General features: G+C 62.1%; 22 protein-coding genes and 1 tRNA gene. 9 read left to right on the forward strand and 14 right to left on the reverse strand.

All coding sequences use genetic code 11. The features are described 5' to 3' along the window. Nucleotides 1-2: 2 nt before the first annotated feature. Nucleotides 3-76: transfer RNA gene (locus AC1RJW_RS23360), tRNA-Met, on the reverse strand. A 210-nt stretch (nucleotides 77-286) separates the two neighbouring features. On the opposite strand from AC1RJW_RS23360, the gene AC1RJW_RS23365 reads away from it, so the two are divergent. From AC1RJW_RS23365 to AC1RJW_RS23375, 3 genes are read left to right on the forward strand one after another with little or no spacing between them, the layout of a single operon-like run. After that, on the forward strand, nucleotides 287-865 hold the full coding sequence (locus tag AC1RJW_RS23365; protein WP_034747557.1) for an NUDIX hydrolase: 579 nt from the start codon (nucleotides 287-289) through the stop codon (nucleotides 863-865). A gap of 30 nt (nucleotides 866-895) precedes the next feature. Further along, the gene (gene aat / locus AC1RJW_RS23370) at nucleotides 896-1,612 is read left to right on the forward strand and encodes a leucyl/phenylalanyl-tRNA--protein transferase (protein ID WP_493047088.1); all 717 of its coding nucleotides are present in this window, start codon (nucleotides 896-898) and stop codon (nucleotides 1,610-1,612) included. Between the two features lie 60 nt (nucleotides 1,613-1,672). Next, nucleotides 1,673-2,395, forward strand: a complete 723-nt coding sequence (locus tag AC1RJW_RS23375; RefSeq protein WP_493047089.1) for an arginyltransferase — start codon at nucleotides 1,673-1,675, stop codon at nucleotides 2,393-2,395. A 114-nt stretch (nucleotides 2,396-2,509) separates the two neighbouring features. Here AC1RJW_RS23375 and AC1RJW_RS23380 read toward each other — a convergent pair whose 3' ends face one another. Continuing rightward, the gene (locus tag AC1RJW_RS23380; protein ID WP_493047090.1) at nucleotides 2,510-5,821 is read right to left on the reverse strand and encodes a S41 family peptidase; all 3,312 of its coding nucleotides are present in this window, start codon (nucleotides 5,819-5,821) and stop codon (nucleotides 2,510-2,512) included. Nucleotides 5,822-6,024: 203 nt separating this feature from the next. Here AC1RJW_RS23380 and AC1RJW_RS23385 point away from each other — a divergent pair, with 203 nt between their 5' ends. The 3 genes from AC1RJW_RS23385 to AC1RJW_RS23395 all read left to right on the forward strand — a co-directional run bounded on the left by AC1RJW_RS23385 (nucleotide 6,025) and on the right by AC1RJW_RS23395 (nucleotide 10,835). Continuing rightward, nucleotides 6,025-7,074 carry a quinone-dependent dihydroorotate dehydrogenase gene (locus tag AC1RJW_RS23385; RefSeq protein ID WP_493047091.1) on the forward strand — a complete coding sequence of 350 codons (1,050 nt, stop codon included), beginning with the start codon at nucleotides 6,025-6,027 and terminating at the stop codon, nucleotides 7,072-7,074. Then, the gene (locus AC1RJW_RS23390; protein ID WP_493047304.1) at nucleotides 7,074-8,120 is read left to right on the forward strand and encodes an aldo/keto reductase; all 1,047 of its coding nucleotides are present in this window, start codon (nucleotides 7,074-7,076) and stop codon (nucleotides 8,118-8,120) included. The genes AC1RJW_RS23385 and AC1RJW_RS23390 overlap by 1 nt, the downstream gene beginning before the upstream one ends. A 294-nt stretch (nucleotides 8,121-8,414) precedes the next feature. Beyond that, nucleotides 8,415-10,835: a TonB-dependent receptor plug domain-containing protein gene (locus AC1RJW_RS23395; RefSeq protein WP_493047092.1), complete on the forward strand. Its 2,421-nt coding sequence runs from the start codon at nucleotides 8,415-8,417 to the stop codon at nucleotides 10,833-10,835. A 91-nt stretch (nucleotides 10,836-10,926) separates the two neighbouring features. Here the strand turns inward: AC1RJW_RS23395 and AC1RJW_RS23400 are convergent, their stop codons facing one another. Continuing rightward, entirely contained in the window at nucleotides 10,927-11,484 is a 558-nt protein-coding gene (locus tag AC1RJW_RS23400; protein WP_493047093.1) for a PEP-CTERM sorting domain-containing protein, read from the reverse strand. Nucleotides 11,485-11,836: 352 nt separating this feature from the next. Here AC1RJW_RS23400 and AC1RJW_RS23405 point away from each other — a divergent pair, with 352 nt between their 5' ends. Together AC1RJW_RS23405 and AC1RJW_RS23410 are read left to right on the forward strand one after the other, a co-directional pair. After that, complete coding sequence (locus tag AC1RJW_RS23405) at nucleotides 11,837-12,448, forward strand: immunity protein Imm33 domain-containing protein (protein WP_493047094.1); 612 nt, start codon at nucleotides 11,837-11,839, stop codon at nucleotides 12,446-12,448. Then, nucleotides 12,445-12,798 carry an MmcQ/YjbR family DNA-binding protein gene (locus AC1RJW_RS23410; RefSeq protein WP_493047095.1) on the forward strand — a complete coding sequence of 118 codons (354 nt, stop codon included), beginning with the start codon at nucleotides 12,445-12,447 and terminating at the stop codon, nucleotides 12,796-12,798. Before AC1RJW_RS23405 ends, AC1RJW_RS23410 begins: the two co-directional genes overlap by 4 nt. Here AC1RJW_RS23410 and AC1RJW_RS23415 read toward each other — a convergent pair. From AC1RJW_RS23415 to AC1RJW_RS23450, 8 genes are all read right to left on the reverse strand, one after another. Continuing rightward, nucleotides 12,795-13,727, reverse strand: coding sequence for a CysB family HTH-type transcriptional regulator (locus AC1RJW_RS23415; protein WP_070224514.1), 933 nt, complete (start codon nucleotides 13,725-13,727; stop codon nucleotides 12,795-12,797). The genes AC1RJW_RS23410 and AC1RJW_RS23415 overlap by 4 nt on opposite strands. Nucleotides 13,728-13,740: 13 nt before the next feature. After that, complete coding sequence (locus AC1RJW_RS23420; RefSeq protein WP_071075790.1) at nucleotides 13,741-14,811, reverse strand: sulfate/molybdate ABC transporter ATP-binding protein; 1,071 nt, start codon at nucleotides 14,809-14,811, stop codon at nucleotides 13,741-13,743. Between the two features lies 1 nt (nucleotide 14,812). Continuing rightward, nucleotides 14,813-15,739: a sulfate ABC transporter permease subunit CysW gene (cysW, locus tag AC1RJW_RS23425; RefSeq protein ID WP_492401901.1), complete on the reverse strand. Its 927-nt coding sequence runs from the start codon at nucleotides 15,737-15,739 to the stop codon at nucleotides 14,813-14,815. Beyond that, the gene (gene cysT, locus AC1RJW_RS23430) at nucleotides 15,736-16,545 is read right to left on the reverse strand and encodes a sulfate ABC transporter permease subunit CysT (protein ID WP_070224513.1); all 810 of its coding nucleotides are present in this window, start codon (nucleotides 16,543-16,545) and stop codon (nucleotides 15,736-15,738) included. The genes cysW and cysT overlap by 4 nt, the downstream gene beginning before the upstream one ends. Before the next feature lie 328 nt (nucleotides 16,546-16,873). After that, on the reverse strand, nucleotides 16,874-17,512 hold the full coding sequence (locus AC1RJW_RS23435) for a peroxiredoxin (RefSeq protein WP_493047096.1): 639 nt from the start codon (nucleotides 17,510-17,512) through the stop codon (nucleotides 16,874-16,876). A gap of 43 nt (nucleotides 17,513-17,555) precedes the next feature. After that, on the reverse strand, nucleotides 17,556-18,122 hold the full coding sequence (locus tag AC1RJW_RS23440) for an RBBP9/YdeN family alpha/beta hydrolase (protein WP_326456402.1): 567 nt from the start codon (nucleotides 18,120-18,122) through the stop codon (nucleotides 17,556-17,558). Nucleotides 18,123-18,166: 44 nt separating this feature from the next. Beyond that, nucleotides 18,167-19,171: a sulfate ABC transporter substrate-binding protein gene (locus AC1RJW_RS23445; protein ID WP_493047097.1), complete on the reverse strand. Its 1,005-nt coding sequence runs from the start codon at nucleotides 19,169-19,171 to the stop codon at nucleotides 18,167-18,169. Nucleotides 19,172-19,301: 130 nt separating this feature from the next. Continuing rightward, the gene (locus tag AC1RJW_RS23450) at nucleotides 19,302-19,685 is read right to left on the reverse strand and encodes a diacylglycerol kinase (protein ID WP_035821531.1); all 384 of its coding nucleotides are present in this window, start codon (nucleotides 19,683-19,685) and stop codon (nucleotides 19,302-19,304) included. Between the two features lie 153 nt (nucleotides 19,686-19,838). On the opposite strand from AC1RJW_RS23450, the gene AC1RJW_RS23455 reads away from it, so the two are divergent. Further along, nucleotides 19,839-20,618: an IclR family transcriptional regulator gene (locus tag AC1RJW_RS23455; RefSeq protein ID WP_152250343.1), complete on the forward strand. Its 780-nt coding sequence runs from the start codon at nucleotides 19,839-19,841 to the stop codon at nucleotides 20,616-20,618. A 32-nt stretch (nucleotides 20,619-20,650) separates the two neighbouring features. On the opposite strand, the gene pbpG is transcribed toward AC1RJW_RS23455, so the two are convergent. The 3 genes from pbpG to AC1RJW_RS23470 form a co-directional block, all read right to left on the reverse strand. Beyond that, entirely contained in the window at nucleotides 20,651-21,724 is a 1,074-nt protein-coding gene (pbpG, locus tag AC1RJW_RS23460; protein WP_493047098.1) for a D-alanyl-D-alanine endopeptidase, read from the reverse strand. 177 nt (nucleotides 21,725-21,901) lie between these two features. After that, nucleotides 21,902-22,621, reverse strand: coding sequence for a nitroreductase (locus AC1RJW_RS23465; protein WP_493047099.1), 720 nt, complete (start codon nucleotides 22,619-22,621; stop codon nucleotides 21,902-21,904). A gap of 27 nt (nucleotides 22,622-22,648) precedes the next feature. Next, the gene (locus tag AC1RJW_RS23470) at nucleotides 22,649-23,575 is read right to left on the reverse strand and encodes a DMT family transporter (RefSeq protein WP_230539758.1); all 927 of its coding nucleotides are present in this window, start codon (nucleotides 23,573-23,575) and stop codon (nucleotides 22,649-22,651) included. Between the last annotated feature and the right edge of the window lie 294 nt (nucleotides 23,576-23,869).

The raw sequence follows: 23,869 nt of genomic DNA on the forward strand, positions 1-23,869 counted from the left end.
GGTTGCGGGGACAGGATTTGAACCTGTGACCTTCGGGTTATGAGCCCGACGAGCTGCCAGACTGCTCCACCCCGCACAAGAATTATAAGGGCAAACGGGTGGCTTAGGCAATAGCTATCTCAACTTAGACTGCAATAGAGCTATTAAATTGAAAAGTGCGTGAAAAAGCGCGGCCAATTGCCGGTTGGCATTGTGTCCGCCCGTCACGCCACGCCGCACGCAATCGGTGTACAGTAAGCGTTACACTAACGTCTTGTCCGATGCCATCCCTACTCCAAGCCTGCCCATGAAATTCTGCTCCGAATGCGCCCACCCTGTCAGCCTGTCCATTCCGGAAGGCGACAACCGTCCGCGCTATGTCTGCGCCAACTGCGACGCCATCCATTACCAGAACCCGAAAATGGTGGTCGGCTCGATTCCCGTCTGGGAAGAGGATGGCCAGTTGCAGGTGTTGCTGTGCAAGCGGGCCATCGAACCGCGCCTGGGCTACTGGACCCTGCCGGCCGGCTTCATGGAAAACGACGAAACGACGTCCGACGCGGCCGAGCGCGAAACGGTGGAGGAAGCGGGCGCGAATATCGAGCTGGGGCCCCTGTTTTCGCTGCTCAACGTGCAGCGCGTGCACCAGGTGCACCTGTTCTACCTGGCGCGCCTGCGCGACCTCGATTTCGCGCCGGGCATCGAAAGCCTGGACGTGCAGCTGTTTACGGAAGCGCAAATTCCCTGGGATGACCTGGCCTTCCCCACCATCCGCGCCACGCTGGAACTGTTCTTTGCCGACCGCGTGAAAATCCGCGAAGGCGGCAGCTACGGCGTCCATACGGGCGACATCACGCGCCCGATGGCGCGCGCGGATGCAGAGTAAGCCCCTATCACCTGCCACCCTTGACGCCGCATGATTCCCTGGCTCGACATCCACACCCCGTTCCCCGACGTCTCGCGCGCCCTCACCGACGAAGCGCCCGGCCTGCTGGCGGCCGGCGCCGACCTGTCGCCCGCGCGCCTGCTCGACGCCTACAAGCACGGCATCTTCCCCTGGTTTTCCGAGGGCCAGCCCATACTCTGGTGGAGCACCGATCCGCGCATGGTGCTGATGACGGCGGACTTCAAGGTGTCCGACAGCCTGGCCAAGGCGATCCGCAAGGTCGAGCGCAGCGCCGCCACGGACGGGCGCTGGCAGCTGCGCTTCGACGGCGATTTCGACGCCGTCATGCGCGCCTGCGCGGCGCCGCGCAAGGATGGCCCGGGCACCTGGATTTCCGACGAGATCATCGCCGGCTACACGGGCTTGCACAAGCTGGGCTACGCGCACTCGTCCGAGCTGTGGCTGGACGGCGAACTGGTGGGCGGCGCGTATGGCGTGTCGATCGGGCGCATGTTCTATGGCGAATCGATGTTCGCGCGCGTTTCGGATGGCTCGAAGATCGCGCTGGCGCACCTGGTGCGCTTTTTGCAGGCGCGCGGCGTGGCCATGATTGACTGCCAGCAAGAAACAAAACACCTGGCCTCGCTGGGCGCGGCGCCCATTTCGCGCGCGCGCTTCCTGGCCCATCTGCGCGTCGCTATTGAAGCAGCGCAAATCACCGACTGGCATGCTGCGCCACCGGCGTAAAAAAGCTATGATATCTCCAGGCACACTTCCATTGCCGCGGACAGACCAGACAGGACCAGCATGACGCACCTGAACGAACTACCGTTTGCCACCCTGCAGTTCTACACGACGGCCCCCTATCCGTGCAGCTACCTGGACGACCGCCAGGCCCGCTCGCAGGTGGCCACGCCCTCGCACCTGATCAACAGCGACGTGTATTCGGAACTGGTGCGCAACGGCTTTCGCCGCAGCGGCATCTTCACCTACCGCCCGTATTGCGACGGCTGCCAGGCCTGCATCCCCGTGCGCGTGGTGACCGGCGAGTTCACGCCCAACCGCAACCAGCGCCGCGCCTGGAGCCGGCATGCCGACCTGCAGGCGGGCGTGGCCACCCTGTCCTTCCTCGACGAGCACTACGAGCTGTATCTGCGCTACCAGAGCACGCGCCACGCGGGCGGCGGCATGGACCAGGACAGCCGCGACCAGTATGCGCAATTCCTGCTGCAAAGCCGGGTCAACACGCGCCTGGTGGAATTTCGCGATGCCGAAGGCACGCTGCGCATGGTCAGCATCATCGACGTGCTGGCCGATGGCCTGTCGTCCGTCTACACCTTCTTCGACCCGGACGTGCCGGGCGCCTCGTACGGCACCTACAACGTGCTGTGGCAGATCGCCCAGGCACGCGAACTGGGCCTGCCCTACATCTATCTGGGCTACTGGATAGAACAGAGTCCGAAGATGGCCTATAAAATCAACTTCAAGCCGCTGGAAGCGCGCGTCAAGGGGCAGTGGGTCGTCCTGTAAAATCGGGTAGGTCGGATTAGCGGCGGTACGCCGCGTAATCCGACGCTGCAAAGCCAACAATGGTGTCGGATTACGCTGCGCCTCGGCGGCGCCGCTAATCCGACCTACGCCTTGTTACCTGCTCTTGTCCGGAAACGCCGGACGCGGCGGCCGCACGGGCGGATTCTTCGCCAGTTCGGCCTGGATCACCTCGATCGCCTTTTCCAGCTGCGGATCGCGGCCGGCGATGACGTCGGCCGGCGTTTGCTCGACTTCGATATCGGGCGGCACGCCTTCGTTTTCCACGCCCCAGCCATTTTCGCGCGTCCAGAACGCCAGGTTCGGCGCCGTGATCGTGCCGCCATCCATCAGCACGGGGAAGCCGAGGATGCCTACCAGGCCGCCCCACGTCGCCTTGCCGATCAGCGGGCCCATGTTGTTCTTGCGGAACATCCACGGCAGCAGGTCGCCGCCCGAGCCGGCCGTCTCGTCGATCAGCATGGCGCGCGGCCCCTGGATCGAGGCGGACGGCGTCTTCATGTCGGCGCCGTAGCGCATGGTCCACCAGGCGATTTCCTTCTTCTGCAGGATCTCGATGTAGTAATCGGCCACGCTGCCGCCGCCATTGAAACGCTCGTCGACGATGATGGCCTGCCTGTCCGCCTGCGGGAAGAAATAGCGCTTGAAGTAGGTGTGGCCCAGCCCCGCCGTATTCGGCACGTACACGTACGCCACCTTGCCGTTGGTGGCCGCATTGACCTTGCGCATATTGCCTTCGATCCAGTCGCGGTTGCGCAAGGCATCTTCCGTCGGCACGGGCACCACGGTGATCGTGCGCGCGCCCTTGCCGTCGGCAGAGGGCCCCACGGTCAGGTCGATGGCCTTGCCGGCCGTGTTCTCGAAGGCGCTGTAGATATTCGTCGGCGGCGCCAGCGGGCGGCTGTCGACGGCCAGCAGGTATTCGCCCGCCTTGACGTTCAGGCCCGGCTCCGTCAGCGGCGCGCGCAGGGCCGGATTCCAGTTCAAGCCGCCATACACCTTCTTGAAGCGGTAATGGCCGTCGCTGACCTCGTAATCGGCGCCCAGGAGTCCCCCCGGCACCTTCTTGGCCTCGATGAAATCGTCGCCGCCGCCGCCGCGGTGGTGGCCCACGGCCAGTTCGCTGCACATCCATTGAATCAGGCGGTTCAGGTCCGCGCGGCTCGACAACTCGGGCAGGAAGACGGCGTACTTGTCGCGCATGGCCTTCCAGTCCACGCCATGCATGCCCGGGTCATAGAAGTAGTCGCGGTTGATGCGCCACACTTCATTGAAAATCTGCGCCCACTCGGCGCGCGGATCGGCCTTGACTTCGATGGCGTCGACCTTGATCTTGCCTTCGCCCGGCGCCAGCAGCTTGCCCGTGGCGCTCCCCATGGCCCAGTTGTCCTTTTGGCGGTACAGCAGCTTCTTGCCGTCGGCCGAGACGTCGAAATCGTCCGCTTCCGCCACCACGGTTTCCGCCTTGCGCTCCTTCAGGTCGAAGCGCTGCACGGCCTTCTTGCCATCGCTTTCGCGCAGCAGGAAGATCTGCCCGGCGGCGCCGGCGGTGAGGCTGGAGAACTGCGCGGCCGGCAGCGGCAAATCGACGATGCGCGTGGCGATGCCGTCGAAATCGATGCTGATCGGCGCCACGGGGGCCACCGTCACTTTCGGGTCGTCGCGGCCCGTCTTCGGATCGATCTTCGGCTCGTTCTTCGGCTCCGCTTCCGCCTTCGCCGTGTCTTTCCTGCTCTCCGCGCTGGCGGCCTTTTCCTCGTCGCTTTCCTTGATCAGCGGCGACGGCAAGTCGCGCCGCAGCACGGCCATCCACACGGTGCGCGTCACCAGGTTGTCTTCGTTCTGCTGCGAGAACCAGTTGTTACTGGGGCCCGCATTCGTCGAGGCGAAGAAGTACAGGTATTTGCCGCTCTTGTCGAACACGGGCTGGGCCACGTCGGACAAGCCATCGGTCACGGGCATGGACTTGTTCTGCTCGACGGAATAGATGTAGGCGCTGCGCGTGTAGGTGGGCGAATTGAGCGTGTAGGCCAGCCAGCGCGAATCGGGCGCCCACGAGGCGCGCATGCTCTTGTCGACGCCATACATCGGCTCCGTGGCTATTTTTTGCACCTTGCCGTTGCCGATATCGATCACATACATGCTCCAGCCATTGTCGGCAAACGCGATCTTCCTGCTGTCGGGCGACCAGACGGCATTGTCATAGAAGCCGCTGCCATTGAGTTTGAACTTGCGCACGGCGCCCTTGCCATCCTGCGCCCGCACATGCAGCTCGTATTCGCCCGACTCGTCCGAGAAATACGCGACCGAGCGGCCATCGGGCGACCAGATGGGCGTGCGCTCGTGGGCGCCGGCCGTCTGCGTCAGGTTGCGCACGTCGCCCTTGTCGGCGGGGATGGTGACGATCTCGCCGCGGTATTCGAAGGCGATGCGTGCGCCCGACGGCGAAATCGACGCATCGCGGATGTATTTCGCGTTCTTGACCCAGCGGGCGCGCGCCTGCCCCAGGTCGCTGGCCACGCTGATGGTGAGCTTGCGCGCCTGGCCGCTGGCGATGTCAAACGAGTGCAGATAGCCGGCCTGCTCGTAGACGATGGTGCCGTTCGCGGCCGACGCGTTGAGCACGGGGAAATCCTTGTGCTGCGTCAACTGGCGCACGGCCTTCGTCTTGACGTCGTAGGCAAACAGGTTGAATTCGCCGTTGCGGTCGGAGCGGAAGTACACGGTATCGCCTATCCACATCGGGTCGACGTCGTTCGAGCGCGTCGTCGGCTGGGGGATTTTTTCGATGGATTTGTCGCTGGACGAAAACAGCCACAGCCAGGAATTGGTGCCGCCCCGGTAGCGCTTCCACTGTTTGAAGGCGGGCATCAGCGGGTTGTAGGCGATGCGCTTGCCATCGGGCGAATACGTGGCGCGCGACGCATTCGGGATCTCCAACTGCGTTTCCACGCCGCCCGCCACGGGCACCGTGAACAGCTTCTGGAAGCGGTTGTTGAAGGCGGCGCGGGGCGACGTAAACATCACGGCCTGGCCATCGGGCGTGAACGATTGCGCCAGATCAATACCGGGGTGGAAGGTCAGGCGGCGCGGCACGCCGCCCGCCGCCGCGATCACATACACGTCGACATTGCCGTCGATGTTGGCGCTATACGCGATCAGGCTGCCGTCGGGCGAGAACACGGGATTCGATTTGTCGCCCAGGTCGGACGTCAGGCGCCGCGCGCCGCCGCCGTCGAGGTTCGACAGCCACAAATCTCCCGCATAGATGAAGGCGATGTGCCGGCTGGAGACGGCCGGTTCGCTCAGCATGCGGGTGTCCTGGGTATTGGGCAGGGCCAGGGCCGGGTGGCTCAGCAGCAGTGCGCTGGCGGCCGCGATGGCGGTCAGGATGCGTGTCTTTTTCAATCGATGTCTCGCTTATGTAGTAAAGGGAACAGGGAAGAAACAGGAAGGTCCGCGACCGGATGCAGATTATCAAGGGATCAATATTGCATTAGGCCAACAAGAACTATACACCCGTCCGCCGCGCGGAACACGGTAAAATACGGCACTTATTTCGCGCGCCGCCAGCCCTTCCCGGTCGCCCGCACACCTACTCAAAGCGCCCCATGTCTGAAAAATTCCTGTACTCCCTCGCCCGTCCCCTGCTGTTTTCGATGGATGCCGAAGCGGCCCACCATTTCACCCTGCCCGCCCTGAAACGCGCCAGCGCGCTGGGCCTGACAAAGCTGGCCGGCAAACCGGCGCTTGATCCGCGCACGGTGATGGGCATCACCTTCCCGAACCCGGTCGGCCTGGCCGCCGGCCTGGACAAGGATGGCGCCTACATCGATGCGCTGGCCGACCTGGGTTTCGGCTCGATCGAAGTGGGCACCGTCACGCCGCGCGCGCAGGCGGGCAATCCGCAACCGCGCATGTTCCGCCTGCCGCAGGCGCAAGGCATCATCAACCGCATGGGCTTCAATAATGGCGGCGTGGACGCCTTCGTGGCCAATGTGCAGGCGTCGAAGTTCTACCAGAACCACGCCGGCGTGCTGGGCCTGAACATCGGCAAGAACGCCGATACGCCCATCGAGCGGGCCGCCGACGATTACCTGCTGTGCCTGGAAAAAGTCTACCCCTACGCAAGTTACGTGACGGTGAACATCTCGTCGCCGAACACGAAAAACCTGCGCCAGCTGCAGGGCGCGTCCGAACTCGACGCCCTGCTGTCGCAACTGAAGGATGCCCAGGCGCGCCTGGCGGACAAGCACAAGCGCTACGTGCCGCTGGCCCTGAAAATCGCGCCGGACATGGATGGCGAACAGGTGAAAAGCATCGCCGAGTCGCTCACGCGCCACCAGATCGACGGCGTCATCGCCACCAACACGACCCTGTCGCGCAGCGCCGTCGAAGGCATGCCGCACGGCGCGGAAGCGGGCGGCCTGTCGGGCGCGCCCGTGTTCGAGCTATCGAACAATGTGATCCGTTTGCTGAAGGCGGAACTGGGCGACGCCCTGCCCATCATCGGCGTGGGCGGCATCATGCAGGGCAAGGATGCTTTGGCCAAGTTCGAGGCGGGCGCGCAGCTGGTGCAGCTGTACAGCGGCCTGATCTACGCCGGTCCCGCCCTGATCAAGGATTGCGCGCGCGCGCTGCGCGGCAAGCAGCCAGCATGATAGACAAGGTCAGACTCGGTTCCAGCGGCCTGGAAGTGAGCCGGATCTGCCTGGGCACGATGACCTTCGGCGAGCAGAACAGCGAAGCCGAAGCGCATAGCCAGCTCGATTACGCGCTCGAACGGGGCATCAACTTCGTCGACACGGCGGAGATGTATCCCGTGATGGCCAGCGCACAGACGCAGGGCAGCACGGAGCGCTACATCGGCAGCTGGCTGAAGAAAAGCGGCAAGCGCAGCCAGATCGTCCTGGCCAGCAAGGTGGCCGGGCCGAACTCGCGCATGCACTGGATACGCAAGGGCAAGACGGATCACGACACGGTCAACATCCGCGCTGCCGTCGAAGACAGTTTGCGCCGGCTGCAGACGGAGCATATTGACCTGTATCAATTGCACTGGCCCAGCCGCAATCTGCCCATCTTCGGCGCCAGCGTGTACAACCCGCGCAAGGAACACGCCTCGGTCGCCATCGAGGATACGCTGGCCGTGCTGGGCAAGCTGGTCGACGAGGGCAAGATCGGCCACATCGGCGTGTCGAATGAATCGTCGTGGGGCGTGTGCGAATACATCAAGCAGGCCGAGCTGAAAGGCTTGCCGCGCATCGTTTCGATCCAGAACCTGTACAACCTGACGGCGCGCCATTTCGAGACGAGCCTGCTCGACGAAACCTGCCACCGCGAGAACGTCGGCTTGCTGGCCTACAGCCCGCTGGCGTTCGGCCAGCTGACAGCGAAGTACCTCGACAATCCACAAGCCAGGGGCCGCCTGACGATCTTCCCGGCCGGCTGGAGTCCCCGCTACGTGCGCCCCGCCACCATCGAGGCGGCCAGCCAGTATGCGGCGCTGGCCCGCGCGCATGGCCTGACGCCGGCGCAGCTGGCACTGGCCTGGTGCTACTCGCGCTGGTTCGTCGCCTCGACCATCATCGGCGCCACCAGCGTGGCGCAGCTGCAGCAAAATATCGACGCGCATCACCTCACCTTGTCGCCGGAGCTGGTGGCGGCCGTCGACGCCATCCACGCCGGAGCGCCCAATCCGGGGCAGTAATTCCTGCCGTCTGGCGGCGCATGCCGCCGCCAGGCTCCCCACGCCCATCGCAGATAGTCGTATTTATACAACAGCCGGCAATTTACTGCTGTGCAGCATTGCGGCCTTGCCGTGCCCGGTCGTATGCTGGAAACGAGGCCATATGCGCTACGCGCACCATGTTGACGTCTTTCAGATATTTATTGCATATCGATAGACAGAACGATTCGTAAGCACGCCGCGTGCCCACTGTTAATCTGATTGCATCACCGGACCGCCATGGTCCGCGCAACCACAACCGAAGAGATATCGTCGATGAGTTCAAGCACCGCCCGCTCCCAGCTTCCCGCCCTCCCCGTCAAAACCGTGATCGCCGCCAGCCTGGTCGCCTGCTTCAGCCTGCCGATGCAGGCGCAAGCGCAGCAAGAGCTGCCGGCCGAAGGCGAATTGCAATCGGTGGTCGTCACCGGCACCTTCGCCAAGAACCGCCGCACCATCGATTCCGAATCGCCGATCGACATCCTCACCTCGCGCGACCTGCAAAGCACGGGTTCGGGCGAACTGGCTACCGTGCTGGCGCGCCTGCTGCCCTCGCTGAACTTCGCCCGCGCCACGGGCGCCGACGCCAGCGACGCCGTGCGTCCGGCCCAGTTGCGCGGCCTGTCGCCGGACCAGACCCTGGTGCTGGTGAACGGCAAGCGCCGCTATACCTCGGCCGTCGTCAACGTCAACGGCTCGCTGGGCCGCGGCTCGGCGCCCGTCGACCTGAACGCCATTCCCCTGGCCGCCATCGACCACGTGGAAGTGCTGCGCGACGGTGCGGCGGCCCAGTACGGCTCCGACGCGATTGCCGGCGTGATCAACATCATCCTGAAAAAAGGCGCGGCCGGCGGCGATATCGAAGTGGGCTATGGCCAGACACAGGAACGCGACGGCAAGCAGAAATCCATCAAGGGTTCGGCCGGCTTCGCCCTGGGCGATGACGGCTGGGTGCGCGTCTCGGCCGAAGTGGCGGAACGCGACCCGACCAACCGCGCCGGCGCCGACTTCCGCAATCCGCTGGAGCCGCGCTACGGCAAGGTCAACCAGCGCTACGGCGACCCGGAAAGCAAGCCGGCGACGATTTTCCTCAACAGCGAATACCGCATCAGCGACAATATCGACTGGTATGCCTTCGGCAACTATGGCAAGCGCGATACGTCGGCCGCCGCGACCTGGCGCACGGCGCTGATCCAGGATTCGGTCACCAAGGCGTACTCGCAGCGCACGCCGATCTACCCGGAAGGCTTCTTGCCGCTGCAAAACAGCACCCTGACCGACCAGTCCATCGTCACGGGCTTGCGCGGCGACGCGGCCGGCTGGCGCTGGGATGCCAGCCTCAATTACGGCAGCAACAAGTTCGAGCTGGACCTGGACAACACGGTCAACCAGTCGCTGGGCGCGAACAGCCCCACGCATTTCTATGCCGGCTCGCTGAAAAACGAACAGACGGTGTTCAACCTCGATGCGGCGCGCGAATTTCCTGTCTCTTTCTTTACGGGCCCCCTGACGGTGGCCGTCGGTGCCGAAGCGCGCCATGAAAAGTACAGCATTGGCGCCGGCGATGAAGCGTCGTACACGGGCGGAGGTTCGCAAGGCTTTGCCGGCTTCCGTCCTGCCAACGCCGGCAGCCACTCGCGCCACAACGAGTCGATCTATGTGAACCTGGAAGCGGAAGCGACGAAAAAGCTGTCGGGCGGCGTGGCCCTGCGCCATGAGCGCTACAGCGATTTCGGCAGCACCACCTCGGCCAAGGGTTCGGCCCGCTATGCGTTCACGGACGCGCTGTCCCTGCGCGGCACGGTGTCGAGCGGCTTCCGCGCGCCATCGCTGGCGCAGCAGTACTACACCATCACCACCACCAACTTCCAGGTCATCAACGGCAACAATACGGCCATCGAGACGGGCACCTTCGCCGTGAATACGCCGCAGGCGCGCGCCCTCGGTGCGCAAGACCTGAAACCGGAAAAGGCGCGCAACTACAGCCTGGGCCTGCAATTCCAGCCCAGCCGCAACTTCACGACGACGGTGGACGCCTACCGCATCGACATCGACAACCGCATCCTGTTCTCGGCCAACCTGGCGCTGAACGACAAGCTCAAGGCCCAGCTGGCGACGCAAGGCTCGACCGTGGGCGCGGCGCGCTACTTCACCAACGCCGTCGACACGCGCACGGAAGGCGTGGACATCGTCAGCACCTACCGCATCGACCTGCAGGACAAGGACCGCCTGGACCTCACCGTGGCGTACAACCACAACAAGAGCACGGTACAGAAAATCGCCGACAATCCAGCCATCCTGACGGCCAACAACCTGAAACTGATCGATCGCCAGAGCATCGACCGCATCACGGTGGCGTCGCCGAAGGACAAGTTCAGCCTTGCCGCCGACTACGGCTTCGGCATCTGGAATGCGCACGGCGTCGTGACGCGCTACGGCAGCTTCACCGTGCCGCAGAACGACGTCAAGCTGGACCAGACGTATGACCCGCAATGGGTGCTGGACGTGTCCGGTTCCGTGAAACTGGGCAAGAACTGGCGCCTGGTGGCCGGCATCGACAACGTTACCAATCGCTACCCGGCGCAAGTGACGAGCGCGGGCAACCTGAACGTCAACGGTACCCAGCCCTACAGCATCTTCGCGCCAAACGGCTTCAACGGCCGCTATTACTATGCCAAGGCTGGCTATAGCTGGTAAAGAGCGCCCTGCCATGCAAAAAGCCCGGAACGCATCGCGTTTCCGGGCTTTTTTTCATGCGTTAGCGCAAGCGCCCGCAGGCGCGGCAGGCTCAGGCGTGACGGCGGCGCGCGACAAAACCGACCAGGCCCAGGCCCAGCATCAGCATGCCGTAGGTCGCTGGCTCAGGCACGGCGGAGACCGAACTGTAGGCGCGGAAATTGCTCAGGCCGCGCGGCAGGTTGGCAATGCTGAAGAGCGTATTGGCAGCCAGCGGCGTGTCCCAATGGAACAACAGTTCGCCACGGCCATAATGCACGGCCAGGTAGTCGAAGCTGGAGTTGACGGTGAACGAACCGGACTTGCTGCTGGCCAGGTCGCCCTGGGCGGCAAAGACCAGCGAACCGGTACCGCTGGATGGCAAGCCAAACTTGCTGCTGACCAAGCTCTGGATGGCGGCCGCGCTTTGCGCGCCGGGCGGGTTGGCGCCGTCATAGACCCAGACCGAGTCCGCTGCCACGCTGCCATAAGTGACGGTATTGCCGCCCACCAGGAAGCCGCTCTTGGCGGGATCGGTGATTTCCACCCAGCTCGCCGCCTGGGCCAATGGCGCCAGGAAAGCCGAAACGCTCAGGCACAGACCCAGCAGCGCATGTTTAGTCGTGTTCATAATTTCCCCTATTGATAAATTTCAAAAATTACAATGTTGATTATATTTTTGTTATATTTCTTTGCGATTGGACAAAAGATATCATCCGGGAAATCAAAGTGCAATAAAAGAAACAAATTTTACCATTGGCATTTTTAATCGATCTCATCAGTTTCTTGCAGAGTCCGGCTATCACGGGGCGTGCCGCCATCCTTGCCGCGACCGGACGCCGTTTCAGGAAACAAGATTGTTGTAGATCAGCACATGCCAAGCGGCGGCTTAGCCCTGCGGCAATAGCAAGCCTGCAGGTATGCGTGGTCATCCTGGCACGCAATCGGCTACCATGGGCTTTCTTTCCTGATGACGGATCACCATGCCCAGCTGGCACCTGGCCGACGCCGCCGAACTGGCGGCGCGCCATCCCTACACCTTCTATAAATCGCCGCCCGAGGCCATCGCCCAAGTGCGCCCCGGCGAGGTGGTCAAGCTGATCTTCGCCTTCCACAGCGACGACCCGCAGGCGCCGGGCGCCGAGCGCATGTGGGTGCTGGTCGATACGGTGGACGCCGGCGGCCATTTCACGGGCAAGCTCGACAACATGCCCGGCTATATCGCCGATTTGCATGCCAAGGACCCCATCGCCTTCGCGGCGCGCCACATCATCAATACCCAGCACGACGATGACGATAACCTCGTCAACCGCTATGCGGGCCTGTGCTTCGTCACAAAACGCGTGCTGGAAGACGGCGCGCCCGTCGGCTATCTGTACCGCGAGGAGCCGGACAACGAAGACGACAGCGGCTGGCGCTTCACGGCCAACGACGAGAGCGACGACTACATCAACGACAGCGCCAACGTGGCCCTCGTGTCGCTGGGCGCCGTGCTCAGCGTGGACGACCGTTTCATTGCGCTGCTCGATTCTCCGGCCGGCGCGGCGTATGCCTTCGACCACAACACGCAACAATTCATGGCGGTTGACGAATGACAACAGATGAACTGAAGGAATTTTGCGCGGCCCTGCCCGGCGCGCAAGCCGTGCTGTACGGTGCGCCGTCGAACATCCTCGTGTATGAAGTGGGCGGGAAGAAATTTGCGTATTTCAAGACCAGCATGCCCGAGCAGTGGCGCTTCAGCCTGCGCGTCAGCGCGGAACGGTTTGTCGAACTGACGGACATGCCGGGCGTCAAACCGGCCCGCTACATGGGCCGCTTTCACTGGGTCACCATCGTCGACGTGGCGCGCTTTCCCGCCGATTACCTGGCGGAATTGGTGCAGGATAGCTACGCGCGCGCCGTGGCCAGCCTGACGCGCACGCAAAAGGCGGCTATCGCCTAGAGGGCTTCTTCGCCCGCCATGGCGCGGTCGATGTCTTCGCGCGTCAGGTCCGGCGCCAGCTGCAGGATGAACTCGTAGGCGTAGGCGCGCAGGTAGGCGCCGCGTCGCACGGCCAGGCGCGTCGTGTTGGTGGCGAACAGATGCGACGCTTCCACCGCCCGCAACCCCTTGTCGCGGCCATGGTCGAAGGCCATCGAGGCCACGATGCCCACGCCCAGGCCCAGCGCCACGTATTGCTTGATGACGTCGGAATCCATGGCCGTGAGGATGATGTCGGTCGTCACGCCCGCCTTGGCGAATGCATCGTCGATATGGCCGCGGCCCGTGAACCCCTTGTCATAGGTAATCAACGGATACTTGGCCAGGTCTTCCAGGCGGATCGGCGAGTGCTCGAGCAGCGGATGGCCGTCCGGCACGACGATCAGATGGCTCCAGCGGTAGCACGGGAACGACACGAGGTCGGGGAACTGGCTCAGGCCTTCCGTGGCGATGCCGATATCGGTCTTGCCCGACAGCACCCATTCCGCGATATGTTCGGGTGCGCTTTGTTGTAGCGCAATACGCACGTCGGGGAAGGCGGCGCGAAAGCCCTGTACCACTTTCGGCAACGCATAGCGCGCCTGCGTGTGCGTGGCCGCCACGGATAACGTTCCGCTGGTCTGGCCGCTGTATTCGAGGCTGGCCTGCTGCAGGTTTTCCGCCTCGATCAAGAGGCGGTCGACGATCTTCAAAATGCCCTTGCCCGGCTCCGTCAAGCCCGTCAAGCGCTTGCCGTTGCGCTCGAAAATCACCACGCCCAGCTCGTCCTCGAGTTCGCGGATCTGCCGGCTCACGCCCGGCTGCGACGTGAACAGGGCATTCGCCACTTCCGTCAGGTTATAGCCGCGGCGGGCCGCTTCGCGGATCGAACGCAGTTGTTGAAAGTTCATATATTTTCAGCCTTTAGGTTCTTGTCGGTTCGACGAACACATGTAAACGTTTCGGACGGACAACTAAAGTCTCGCCTTCCTTCAGCTGCAGATGGCTGAAGCGCTCGTTCGACATCACCGCTTCGATCAGTTCGCTGTTATCGACGCGCTGCAAGTCCAGCTGGGCCAGCGGGCCGATCGCATGGGCGCGGCTCAGTTTCACGACGATGCCTTCCGCGCCCTGCGTGTAGCGGTCGATTTCCAGGTCGTGCGGGCGCACATAGGCCGTGCCCTTGCTGTCGCTCACGCCCGCATAATCGGGCACCTCGAAGCTGGCGTCGCCCGTCGCCATCACGCCGTCATGCACGCGGCCGTGGAACAGGTTGACGTTGCCCAGGAAGCCGTAGACGAAGGGCGACGCCGGGTGGTTATAGACTTGCTCTGGGGAACCAAGTTGCTCGACGGTACCCTTGTTCATCAGCACGACCTGGTCGGCCACTTCCAGCGCCTCTTCCTGGTCATGCGTCACAAAAATGCTGGTCACGTGCAAGTCGTCGTGCAGGCGGCGCAGCCAGCGGCGCAATTCCTTGCGCACCTTGGCATCCAGGGCGCCGAACGGCTCGTCGAGCAGCAGCACGCGCGGTTCGACAGCCAGGGCGCGGGCCAGGGCGATACGCTGGCGTTGTCCGCCCGACAGTTGCGGCGGATAGCGGTCGGCCAGCCAGTCCAGCTGCACCAGCTCCAGCAAATCTTTTACCTTGCGGCGGATCTGGTCTTCCGACGGGCGCTCGCTGCGCGACTTCACACGCAGGCCGAACGCCACGTTTTCGAACACCGTCATGTGCTTGAACAGGGCGTAATGCTGGAACACGAAACCGACCTGGCGTTCGCGCACGTGGCGGTTCGACGCGTCTTCCGCGTCCAGCAGCACCTGGCCGCTGTCCGGATGTTCCAGACCGGCAATGATGCGCAGCAAGGTGGTCTTGCCGCAACCCGACGGGCCCAGCAGGGCCGTCAATTCGCCGGCGGGAAAGTCCAGCGAGATATTGTCGAGGGCGACGAAATCGCCGAAGCGCTTGTGGATGTTTTTAACTGCGATGGTCATATCAGTGCTCCGTAGAACGTAAGGCGGAATCGTCGGCGTCGCTCTCGTTCAAACGCCACTCAATAAAGGCTTTCAGGGCCAACGTCACCAGCGCCAGCAGGGCCAGCAGCGAGGCGACGGCAAATGCGGCGGCGAAGTTGTACTCGTTGTACAGAATCTCCACCTGCAAGGGCATGGTGTTGGTTTCGCCGCGGATATGGCCGGACACCACCGAGACGGCGCCGAACTCGCCCATGGCGCGGGCGTTACACAGGATCACGCCATACAGCAGACCCCATTTGATATTTGGCAAAGTCACGCGGCGGAAGGTGTTCCAGCCCGAGGCGCCCAGCACGATGGCGGCCTCTTCCTCTTCGCTGCCCTGCGACTGCATCAGCGGGATCAGTTCGCGCGCCACGAACGGGAAGGTGATGAAGATGGTGGCCAGCACGATGCCGGGCACGGCGAACAGGATCTTGATGTCGTGCGCCTGCAGCCACGGGCCGAACCAGCCCTGGGCGCCGAACATCAGCACGTAGATCAGGCCGGAAATCACGGGCGAGACGGAAAACGGCAAGTCGATCAGGGTCAGCAGGATGCTCTTGCCGCGGAAGTCGAACTTGGCGATGCACCAGGAAGCGGCCACGCCGAATACCAGGTTCAGCGGCACGGCGATGGCGGCCGTGATCAGGGTCAACTTGATGGCGGAAATCGCGTCCGGATCGATGATGGCGGCGATATACGCTTCCCAGCCCTTCTTGAACGCTTCCGCAAACACGGCCACCAGGGGCACGATCAGGAAAGCCGTCAGGAACAGCAAAGCGATGGTGATCAATACCGTGCGCACCCACAAGGGTTCCAGCACGACGGGACCGACATTCGGTTCGAAGCGGCGCGCTGTCGGCCGCGCAGTGTCCACGCCAGCGGCGGCAGTCGTATTCGTACTCATGATTTCTTCGCCTTTCCGCGCGTCCATGCTTGCAGCAGGTTAATCGTCAACAACAGCAGGAAGGACACCACCAGCATCACCACGGCGATGGCCGTGGCGCCTGCGTAATCGTATTGCTCCAGCTTGGTAATAATGAACAGCGGCGTGATTTCCGACACCATCGGCATATTGCCGGCGATAAAGATCACGGAACCGTACTCGCCCGTGGCGCGGGCAAAGGCCAGTGCAAAGCCCGTCAGCAATGAGGGCAAGATCGTCGGGAAGATGACGCGGATGAATGTTTGCAGCGAATTGGCGCCCAGGCTGGCGGCCGCTTCTTCGAGTTCCTTTTCCGCGTCTTCCAGCACCGGTTGCACGGTGCGCACGACGAAGGGCAAGCCGATGAAGGTCAGCGCCACCACCACGCCCAGCGGCGTGAACGCCACCTTGATGCCCAGCACGCCTTCGATGAACTGGCCGAACCAGCCGTTCGACGAATACAGGGCCGTCAGGGTGATACCGGCCACGGCCGTCGGCAAGGCGAACGGCAAGTCGACGAGCGCGTCGATGATGCGCTTGCCGGGAAACTTGTAGCGCACCAGCACCCAGGCCAGGATGCCGCCAAACACCACGTTCAGCAGGGCGGCGATCAGCGAGGCGCCAAACGTCAGGCGGTATGACGCCATCACGCGCTCGGACGTGACGGCGCTGAAGAAGGCGTCCCATGTCATGGTGAAGGTCTTCAGGAACACCGAGGACAGCGGGATGAGAACGATCAAGGCCAGGTAAAAGAGCGTGAAGCCCAGTGACAGCTTAAACCCCGGCATGACCCGAAACGGCGCTCCGCGCGCCTTGAGCGGCGCTGCTGATGCTGATGCTGCAGACATAGAAACCCCTTCTTATTACATTTTTGAGTTATAGAGCGCAATAATCACATGCAATCGTTATAAAAAGAACTAACCATTTCTCATTTGCTTAGATGGATTTTGCATACTTGCCGGCAGAATCTATGGACGAAAAAAAACGCACCGGCGAGGTGCGTTTTTTAGGAACAAGAGTGCCGAATAAAACGTTCAGGGCTAGGCGCGTTGCCGAAGACAGTACGAATGTACGGCGAGGCAATGCAACAACGCCATGGACGTTTTTTCGGTGCTCTTACTTGTTCGGCTGCGGCGTCAAGCGCAAGTATGGCTTGGCGGCCGTAAAGCCCTTCGGATATTTCTGCTTGATCACGTCCGGGTCTTGCACGGTCAATGGAATGATGACGTCGTCGCCATCGTTCCAGTTGCCGGGCGTGGCTACCGTGTAGCCGTCCGTCAGCTGCAGGGCGTCGATGACGCGCAGGATTTCATTGAAGTTGCGGCCCGTACTGAGCGGATACGTGAGGATCAGCCGTACTTTCTTGTTCGGGTCGATGATGAAGACGGAGCGCACGGTGGCCGTGACGGACTGTTCCGGGTGGATCATGTCGTACAGCACCGACACTTTCTTGTCGACGTCGGCGATGATGGGGAAGCCCACCACCGTGTTTTGCGTCTCTTCGATATCCTTGATCCAGCTCTTGTGCGACTCGGCCGCGTCCACGGACAGGGCGATGGCCTTCACGTTGCGCTTGTCGAATTCCGGCTTGAGCCTGGCCGTCAGGCCCAGTTCCGTCGTGCACACGGGCGTAAAATCGGCCGGGTGGGAAAACAGCACCACCCAGGAATTGCCCGCCCACTCGTGGAACTTGAGCGGGCCGATCGAGCTGTCTTGTTCAAAATCAGGGGCGACATCGCCCAGGCGTAAAGTCATCGTGATCTCCTTGAGAGGTTGTGTGGCGAGGATGTTCGTCGTATCAGGCTGCCTGACGGTGGCGCTTGTCGCTTTGCGCCAGATCAAACAGCGTTTGCAGTTGCGCCTGGCCGTAGACCCAATCGCCAAGGCGCGACTCGGCGTTGATATGGCCCAACGCACCGCCATCAATATACTTGCAATTCCAGCGCCGCGCCCACTGCGCCGCGTGTTCGGCCGTCATCCACGGATCCGTCTGGCTGGCGATCAGGATGCCGGGGCAAGGCAGCCGCTTTTGCGGCAATGCCTTCGCCACGCCAAACTTGTCGGGATCGGCCGGCCCCACCAGCAGCACGCCGGCCACGCCCTGCGGGTCGCGCGCCAGGCTGTGCGCCGTCGTCAGGCAGCCGAAGCTGTGGGCGACGATCAGGGTCGGACGCGCATCCTGCCGCCGCACCTGGTCCAGGCGCGCCGACCAGGTGGCCAGGTCGGGCGTGTTCCAGTCATCCTGCTCGACCCGCTCGAATTGCGGATACAGGCGCTGCCAGCGGCTCTGCCAATGCTCGGGACCGCTGTTATGCAAGCCCGGCACGATCAGTACCCGGTAATCGGAAAAGCTGCGCAGCGCCATGATGGTTCCTTTTAGTAACGGTCTGGCAATCGTGCCATCCGGTATTACTTAGGCTGGTAGATCTGGTCGAAGATGCCGCCGTCGGCAAAGTGCGCCTTCTGTGCCGCCGTCCAGCCGCCCGCCACCTGCTCGATGGTGAACAGGTTGACCTTGGCGAACTGCGACGCGTATTTCTTTGCCGCCTTGTCCGTTGCCGGACGGTAGTAGTTCTTGGCGATGATGTCTTGCGCTTCGTCCGTGTACAGGTAGTTCAGGTAAGCCTCGGCCACCTTGCGCGTGCCATGCTTGTCGGCAAACTTGTCGACGACGGCCACGGGCGGCTCGGCCAGGATGCTGACGGACGGCGTGATGATGTCGAACTTGGTCGGACCCAGTTCCTTGACGGCCAGATACGCCTCGTTTTCCCAGGCGATCAGCACGTCGCCGATACCGCGTTCGACGAAGGTGGTGGTGGCGCCGCGCGCGCCGGAATCGAGCACGGGCACGTTTTTATACAGTTTGCCGAGGAAATCCCTGGCCTTCGCTTCGCTGCCGCCCGGCTGGCGTAGCGCGTAGCCCCAGGCTGCCAGATGGTTCCAGCGGGCACCGCCCGAGGTTTTCGGATTCGGCGTGATGACGGACACGCCCGGCTTGATCAGGTCGTTCCAATCCTTGATGCCTTTCGGGTTGCCCTTGCGCACCAGGAAGACGATGGTCGAGGTGTAAGGCGAGCTGTTGTGCGTCAAGCGCTTTTGCCAGTCGGCGGCCAGCAGCTTGTGCTCGGCCAGCGCATCGATGTCATAGGCCAGGGCCAGCGTCACCACGTCCGCTTCCAGGCCGTCGATGACGGCGCGCGCCTGCTTGCCGGAACCGCCGTGCGATTGCTTGATCTTGACGTTGTCGCCCGTCTTGCCTTTCCATTCCTTGGCAAATGCCGTATTCACATCCTGGTACAGCTCGCGCGTCGGGTCGTACGACACGTTGAGCAGGGTGATATCGGCAGCCTGCGCCGTTTGCAGAATGGCAAACGCGCTGATGGCGGCGGCAATGATGATTTTTTTCGACAGCATCTAAGATCCCCGTATGGTTGAACTTTCAGAGCCACCAGATTACGGCGCAACGGCCGCAAAGAGAACGAAGCGTTTCGCCGTTTGATATGCGATTTTCGCATATGGACGGCGCGCAACGGGGATTTAGTGCTTAATAAAAACGGTTGAACAGCACCACAGCCCACGTGGCGAAAGCCAGGATACACGTGAGCAGCACGGCGGCGCTGCCGAAGTCCTTGGCGTTTTTCGACAGCGGATGGCGCTCGAGCGAAATGCGGTCGACCACGGCTTCGATTGCCGAATTGATCAGTTCGACGATCAGCACCAGCAGCAGCACGCCGATCAGCACCAGCTTTTCAAAGGCGGAAATGCGCAACAGCAAAGCGATCACGGTGCCGACGACGAACAAACCGAGTTCCTGGCGGAACGCGTGTTCATGGCGCCAGGCCGCCTTCAAGCCATCGAGCGAGTAGAAAAAGGCGGAAAATATCCGTTTCAAGCCGCTTTTGCTCTTGAATTCATTTACAGGTTGCATAGTTTTCCATGGTTCAAAGTCCATCCGGTTGCCAATTATGACGGGCAACATGAGAATTGTGACAATTTATTCGCTGAATATCTCGGAACATTTCACTATTTTTTCACATCATGGTATAAAGATGCATGAATACTGCATTGCACCAAATCCATCATGAAAATTGAACCGGTCGCAGCCCCGAAGACGACGATCCAGGTGATCGAACGCATGGTCGCCCTGCTCGATGCCCTGGCCAAATATTCCGACCCGGTCAGCCTGAAGGAATTGTCGAAAGTGTCCGGCCTGCACCCCTCGACGGCGCACCGCATCCTCAACGACATGGTACTGACGCGCTTTGTCGACCGCATCGAACCGGGCACCTACCGCCTGGGCATGCGCCTGCTGGAACTGGGCAATGTGGTGAAAAGCCGCCTCAGCGTGCGCGAAGCGGCGCTCGATTTCATGCGCCAGCTGCACAAGAAAACCCAGCAAACCATCAACCTGTCCGTGCGCCAGGGCGACGAGATCGTCTACATCGACCGCGCCTTTTCCGAACGCTCGGGCATGCAGGTGGTGCGCGCCATCGGCGGCCGCGGCCCGCTGCACCTGACTTCGACGGGCAAGCTGTTCCTGTCCGTGGACGAGCCGAAAGCCATCCGCGCGTATGCCACGCGCACGGGCTTGGCCGGACACAACAAGAATTCCATCACGGATCTGCAAAAGCTCGAGCGCGAGCTGAGCCTGGTGCGCGAACGCGGCTATGCGCGCGACAATGAAGAGCTGGAACTGGGCGTGCGCTGCATGGCCGCCGGCATCCGCGACGACTCGGGCAAGCTGATCGCCGGCCTGTCGATCTCCGCCCCCGCCGACCGCCTGCAGGATGAGTGGCTGGTGGACCTGGTGGAAACGGCGAACCAGATTTCCGTCACACTGGGATTCATTCCCCAGGAGTAAAGAGACAGGGCAGCAACGCTGCCCTGAATACCTTACCCGCCGGGCAAGCTCATGTTGGCAGGTTTTAAAGCCTCCAGCCACTTGCGCATGCGCCCTGCATCGGCCGTACGCGATTGTTTCCCCTTGGAATCGAGAAAGACCATGATCACGGCCCGTCCTTCGATGACGGCCTGCATCATCAGACAACGTCCCGCCTCATTGATGAAACCCGTCTTTTGCAAGCCGATTTCCCAGCCCGGATTGGCCACCAGGTGATTCGTATTGCCAAATTGCATGGGTTGGCCGCTGGCTTCGACGATGGCTTTCGGGTCCGTCGAATATTCGCGCAGCAGCGGATGGCGGAAGGCGGCCATGGCCAGCTTGCCCAGGTCGCGCGCGCTGGCCACATTCATTTTCGACAAGCCGCTGGAATCGACGTAATGCGTATCCATCATCCCCAACTGGCGCGCCTTGCTGTTCATGGCATCGACAAACGCCGGCAAGCCGCCCGGATAATTGCGGCCCAGCGCAGAGGCGGCGCGGTTTTCCGAGCTCATCAGGGCGATGTGCAGCATATTTGCGCGCGTCAATTGCGAACCCACTTTCAGGCGTGAGCTGCTGAACTTGGCGCGGTCGACGTCCTCGTCCGTAATCGTCAGCAATTCATCCATGTCCTGGCGCGCTTCGACCACCACCAGGCCCGTCATCATCTTGGTGATGGAGGCGATGGGCAGGGCGACATTCGAATTCTTTTCAAACAGCACTTCCGAGTTGTTCTGGTCCAGCACCAGCGCCACGCTCGACTTGAGGTCGAGCGGATCGCGCGTGAGGTTCAGGCCCGCCAGGTCGCCCATGGTGGGCATCGGTGCGGCCATCGGCACGGCCACGCTGCTGACTTTCTGATAGATGACCTTGCGCTTGCCGCGCACCATGACGACCCGGCGCACGCTCTTTTCGCGCGGCGCGGCCGTCGCGCCCTTGCGCAGCACGACCTTGATTTTCTTGATGTTGTGTTTCTTGGAGGCTGAGGATTTGCCGTTCGCGTCCCTGGCGTGCACGGCCGCAGCCGGCGCCAGTGCAAACAGCAGGGAAGCCAGGACACCCAGCGCAAGTTTAAACTTAGCCATTCGATAATTCCCCGTGAAGCTGTTGCCTTATTGCAGTGTAGCGAAATGCAGAGCAATCGCAAGCCAATTTAACAGTTAGGACAGTATTTATTGCAGTACTGAAATACAAACCGTTGGCGATCAGCAAACAAGCTCATCCTTGATCGGCTGTTTGCCGGTGCAGATCGCCAGCAATGTCTATTTGTCCATGAATTTAACAAAGCCGGCCAGCGGCTCGCGTTCCGTGCTCAGGCGGTTCTCGATCTTGTCCGGGTCGGCATAGCCGAGGGCCATGCCGCACACCACCATTTCGCTGGCCGGTATGCCCAGCTCGTCGCGGATGATGTCATGGTAGTGGATGAAAGCGGCTTGCGGGCAGGTATCGAGGCCCCGCGCGCGCGCCGCCAGCATGATATTTTGCAAGAACATGCCGTAATCGAGCCAGGAACCCTGTTCCAGCACCCGCTCGATGGTAAAGATCAGGCCGACGGGCGCATCGAAGAACTGGAAATTGCGTCCATGCTGGGCCGCCATGCCGGCCGTGTCGCCCCGTTCCAGGCCCAGCAGCTGATACAGGTCCAGGCCGATCTTGCGGCGGCGTTCGATGAACGGCGCCGTCCACTGGCGCGGGTAATAGGTATACGACGCCGTGCGCGCGGGCGCATCGGGCGCCTTCGGCGCGTCGTAGGCGGCCAGGATGCGGCGCGACAGCCGCAGCCGCGCCTCGCCCGACAGCACGTAGACTTTCCACGGCTGCATGTTGGCGCCCGAAGGCGCGCGCGCCGCCACTTCCAGGATGCGCGCGATCTCGTCCTGCGCCACCGGCGTGGGCAGAAAGGCGCGGATCGAACGGCGCGACAGGATGACGCTATCGACGGCTTGCTGCGCCGACGGTGTTTCAGATGCTTGCTTGCTCACTGCCCTGCTCTCCCGCTATAGCTATATCTATTTCTTGACCACGAACACCACGCCGACCACGGCCACCAGCATGCCGGCGATGCCCAGCATATTAAATGCTTCGCCAAACATCAGCCAGGCCATCACGGCCGTCGTGGGCGGCGTCAGGTACAGCAAGCCCGTCACTTTCGTCGCGTCGCTGCGGCGGATCAGGGCAAACAGCAGGAAGATGGCACCGATGGACAGCACGAGTACCGACCACAGCAAGGCGCCGATGAAATTCGCCGTCCATTGCACGTTGCTGAAATGCAGGTCCAAGCCTTCGTAATACAGGGCGAATGGCAACACCACGACGATGGAAGCGGCAAACTGCACCACCGTACCGGTGCGCAAGTCGAACTGGGGACAGTGGCGTTTTTGATACATGGTGCCGGCCGTCATCGACAGCAGGGCAAATACGCACAGCAGCACGCTTTCCACCGTCAGCCCCACGAGGTTGATCTTCGCATACACGACGAGGGCCACGCCCAGCAAGCCGAAGAACAGGCCCAGCCACTGGCGCGGGCGCACGGATTCGCCGATCAGCGGGGCGGCGCAGGCCGTCAGCACGGGCTGCATGCCGACGATCAAGGCGGACAGGCCGGCCGGCATGCCCAGCTTGATGGCGCACCAGACGCCGGCCAGGTAGCCGGCCTGCATCAGGATGCCGGCCACGGCGATCTGGCGGAACTGCCCCACGGGCCACGGCGCGCGCAACAGCAGCACGAGGGGCAGCAGGATCACCAGCACGCCCAGGAAGCGCAGCAGCAAAAAGGTCAGCGGCGGCGCGTACGGCAGGCCGAACTTGGCGACGATAAAACCTGTGCTCCATAACAACACAAAGAAGCCTGGCAAGGCCATCGGCGCCAGGGTCGTCAGGAAAGAGGCTTTGGGGGCTTTGCCGCTGGCGCCAGCCGCGGCGGGAAGATTGGACATGGTATCAACTCGGGAAACGGGGTCGGCACCGGGGCGCTGCGCCAGTGCGGGAGGCAAAGTCTAGCATGCTGCGCCGCGATCGTCCCCGCAGCCCCTGGAAACGATCGTTTAAGCTCAAACCATTGACACGTAGAAATCAAACATTTCTCTTTAGAAACAACAGCTTTTGATGCAAATCTATTCAATTGTTGCATCGCACAAGAATCGCTTGACTTCGTTTTTTTTCGCCGTAGAATAGGGTTTGTTGCGTTGCACAATTCTTGTTCAGCTTGAAAAATTTAGATTCACCTGCTT

Source organism: Janthinobacterium sp. GW822-FHT07A03 (assembly GCF_058798815.1).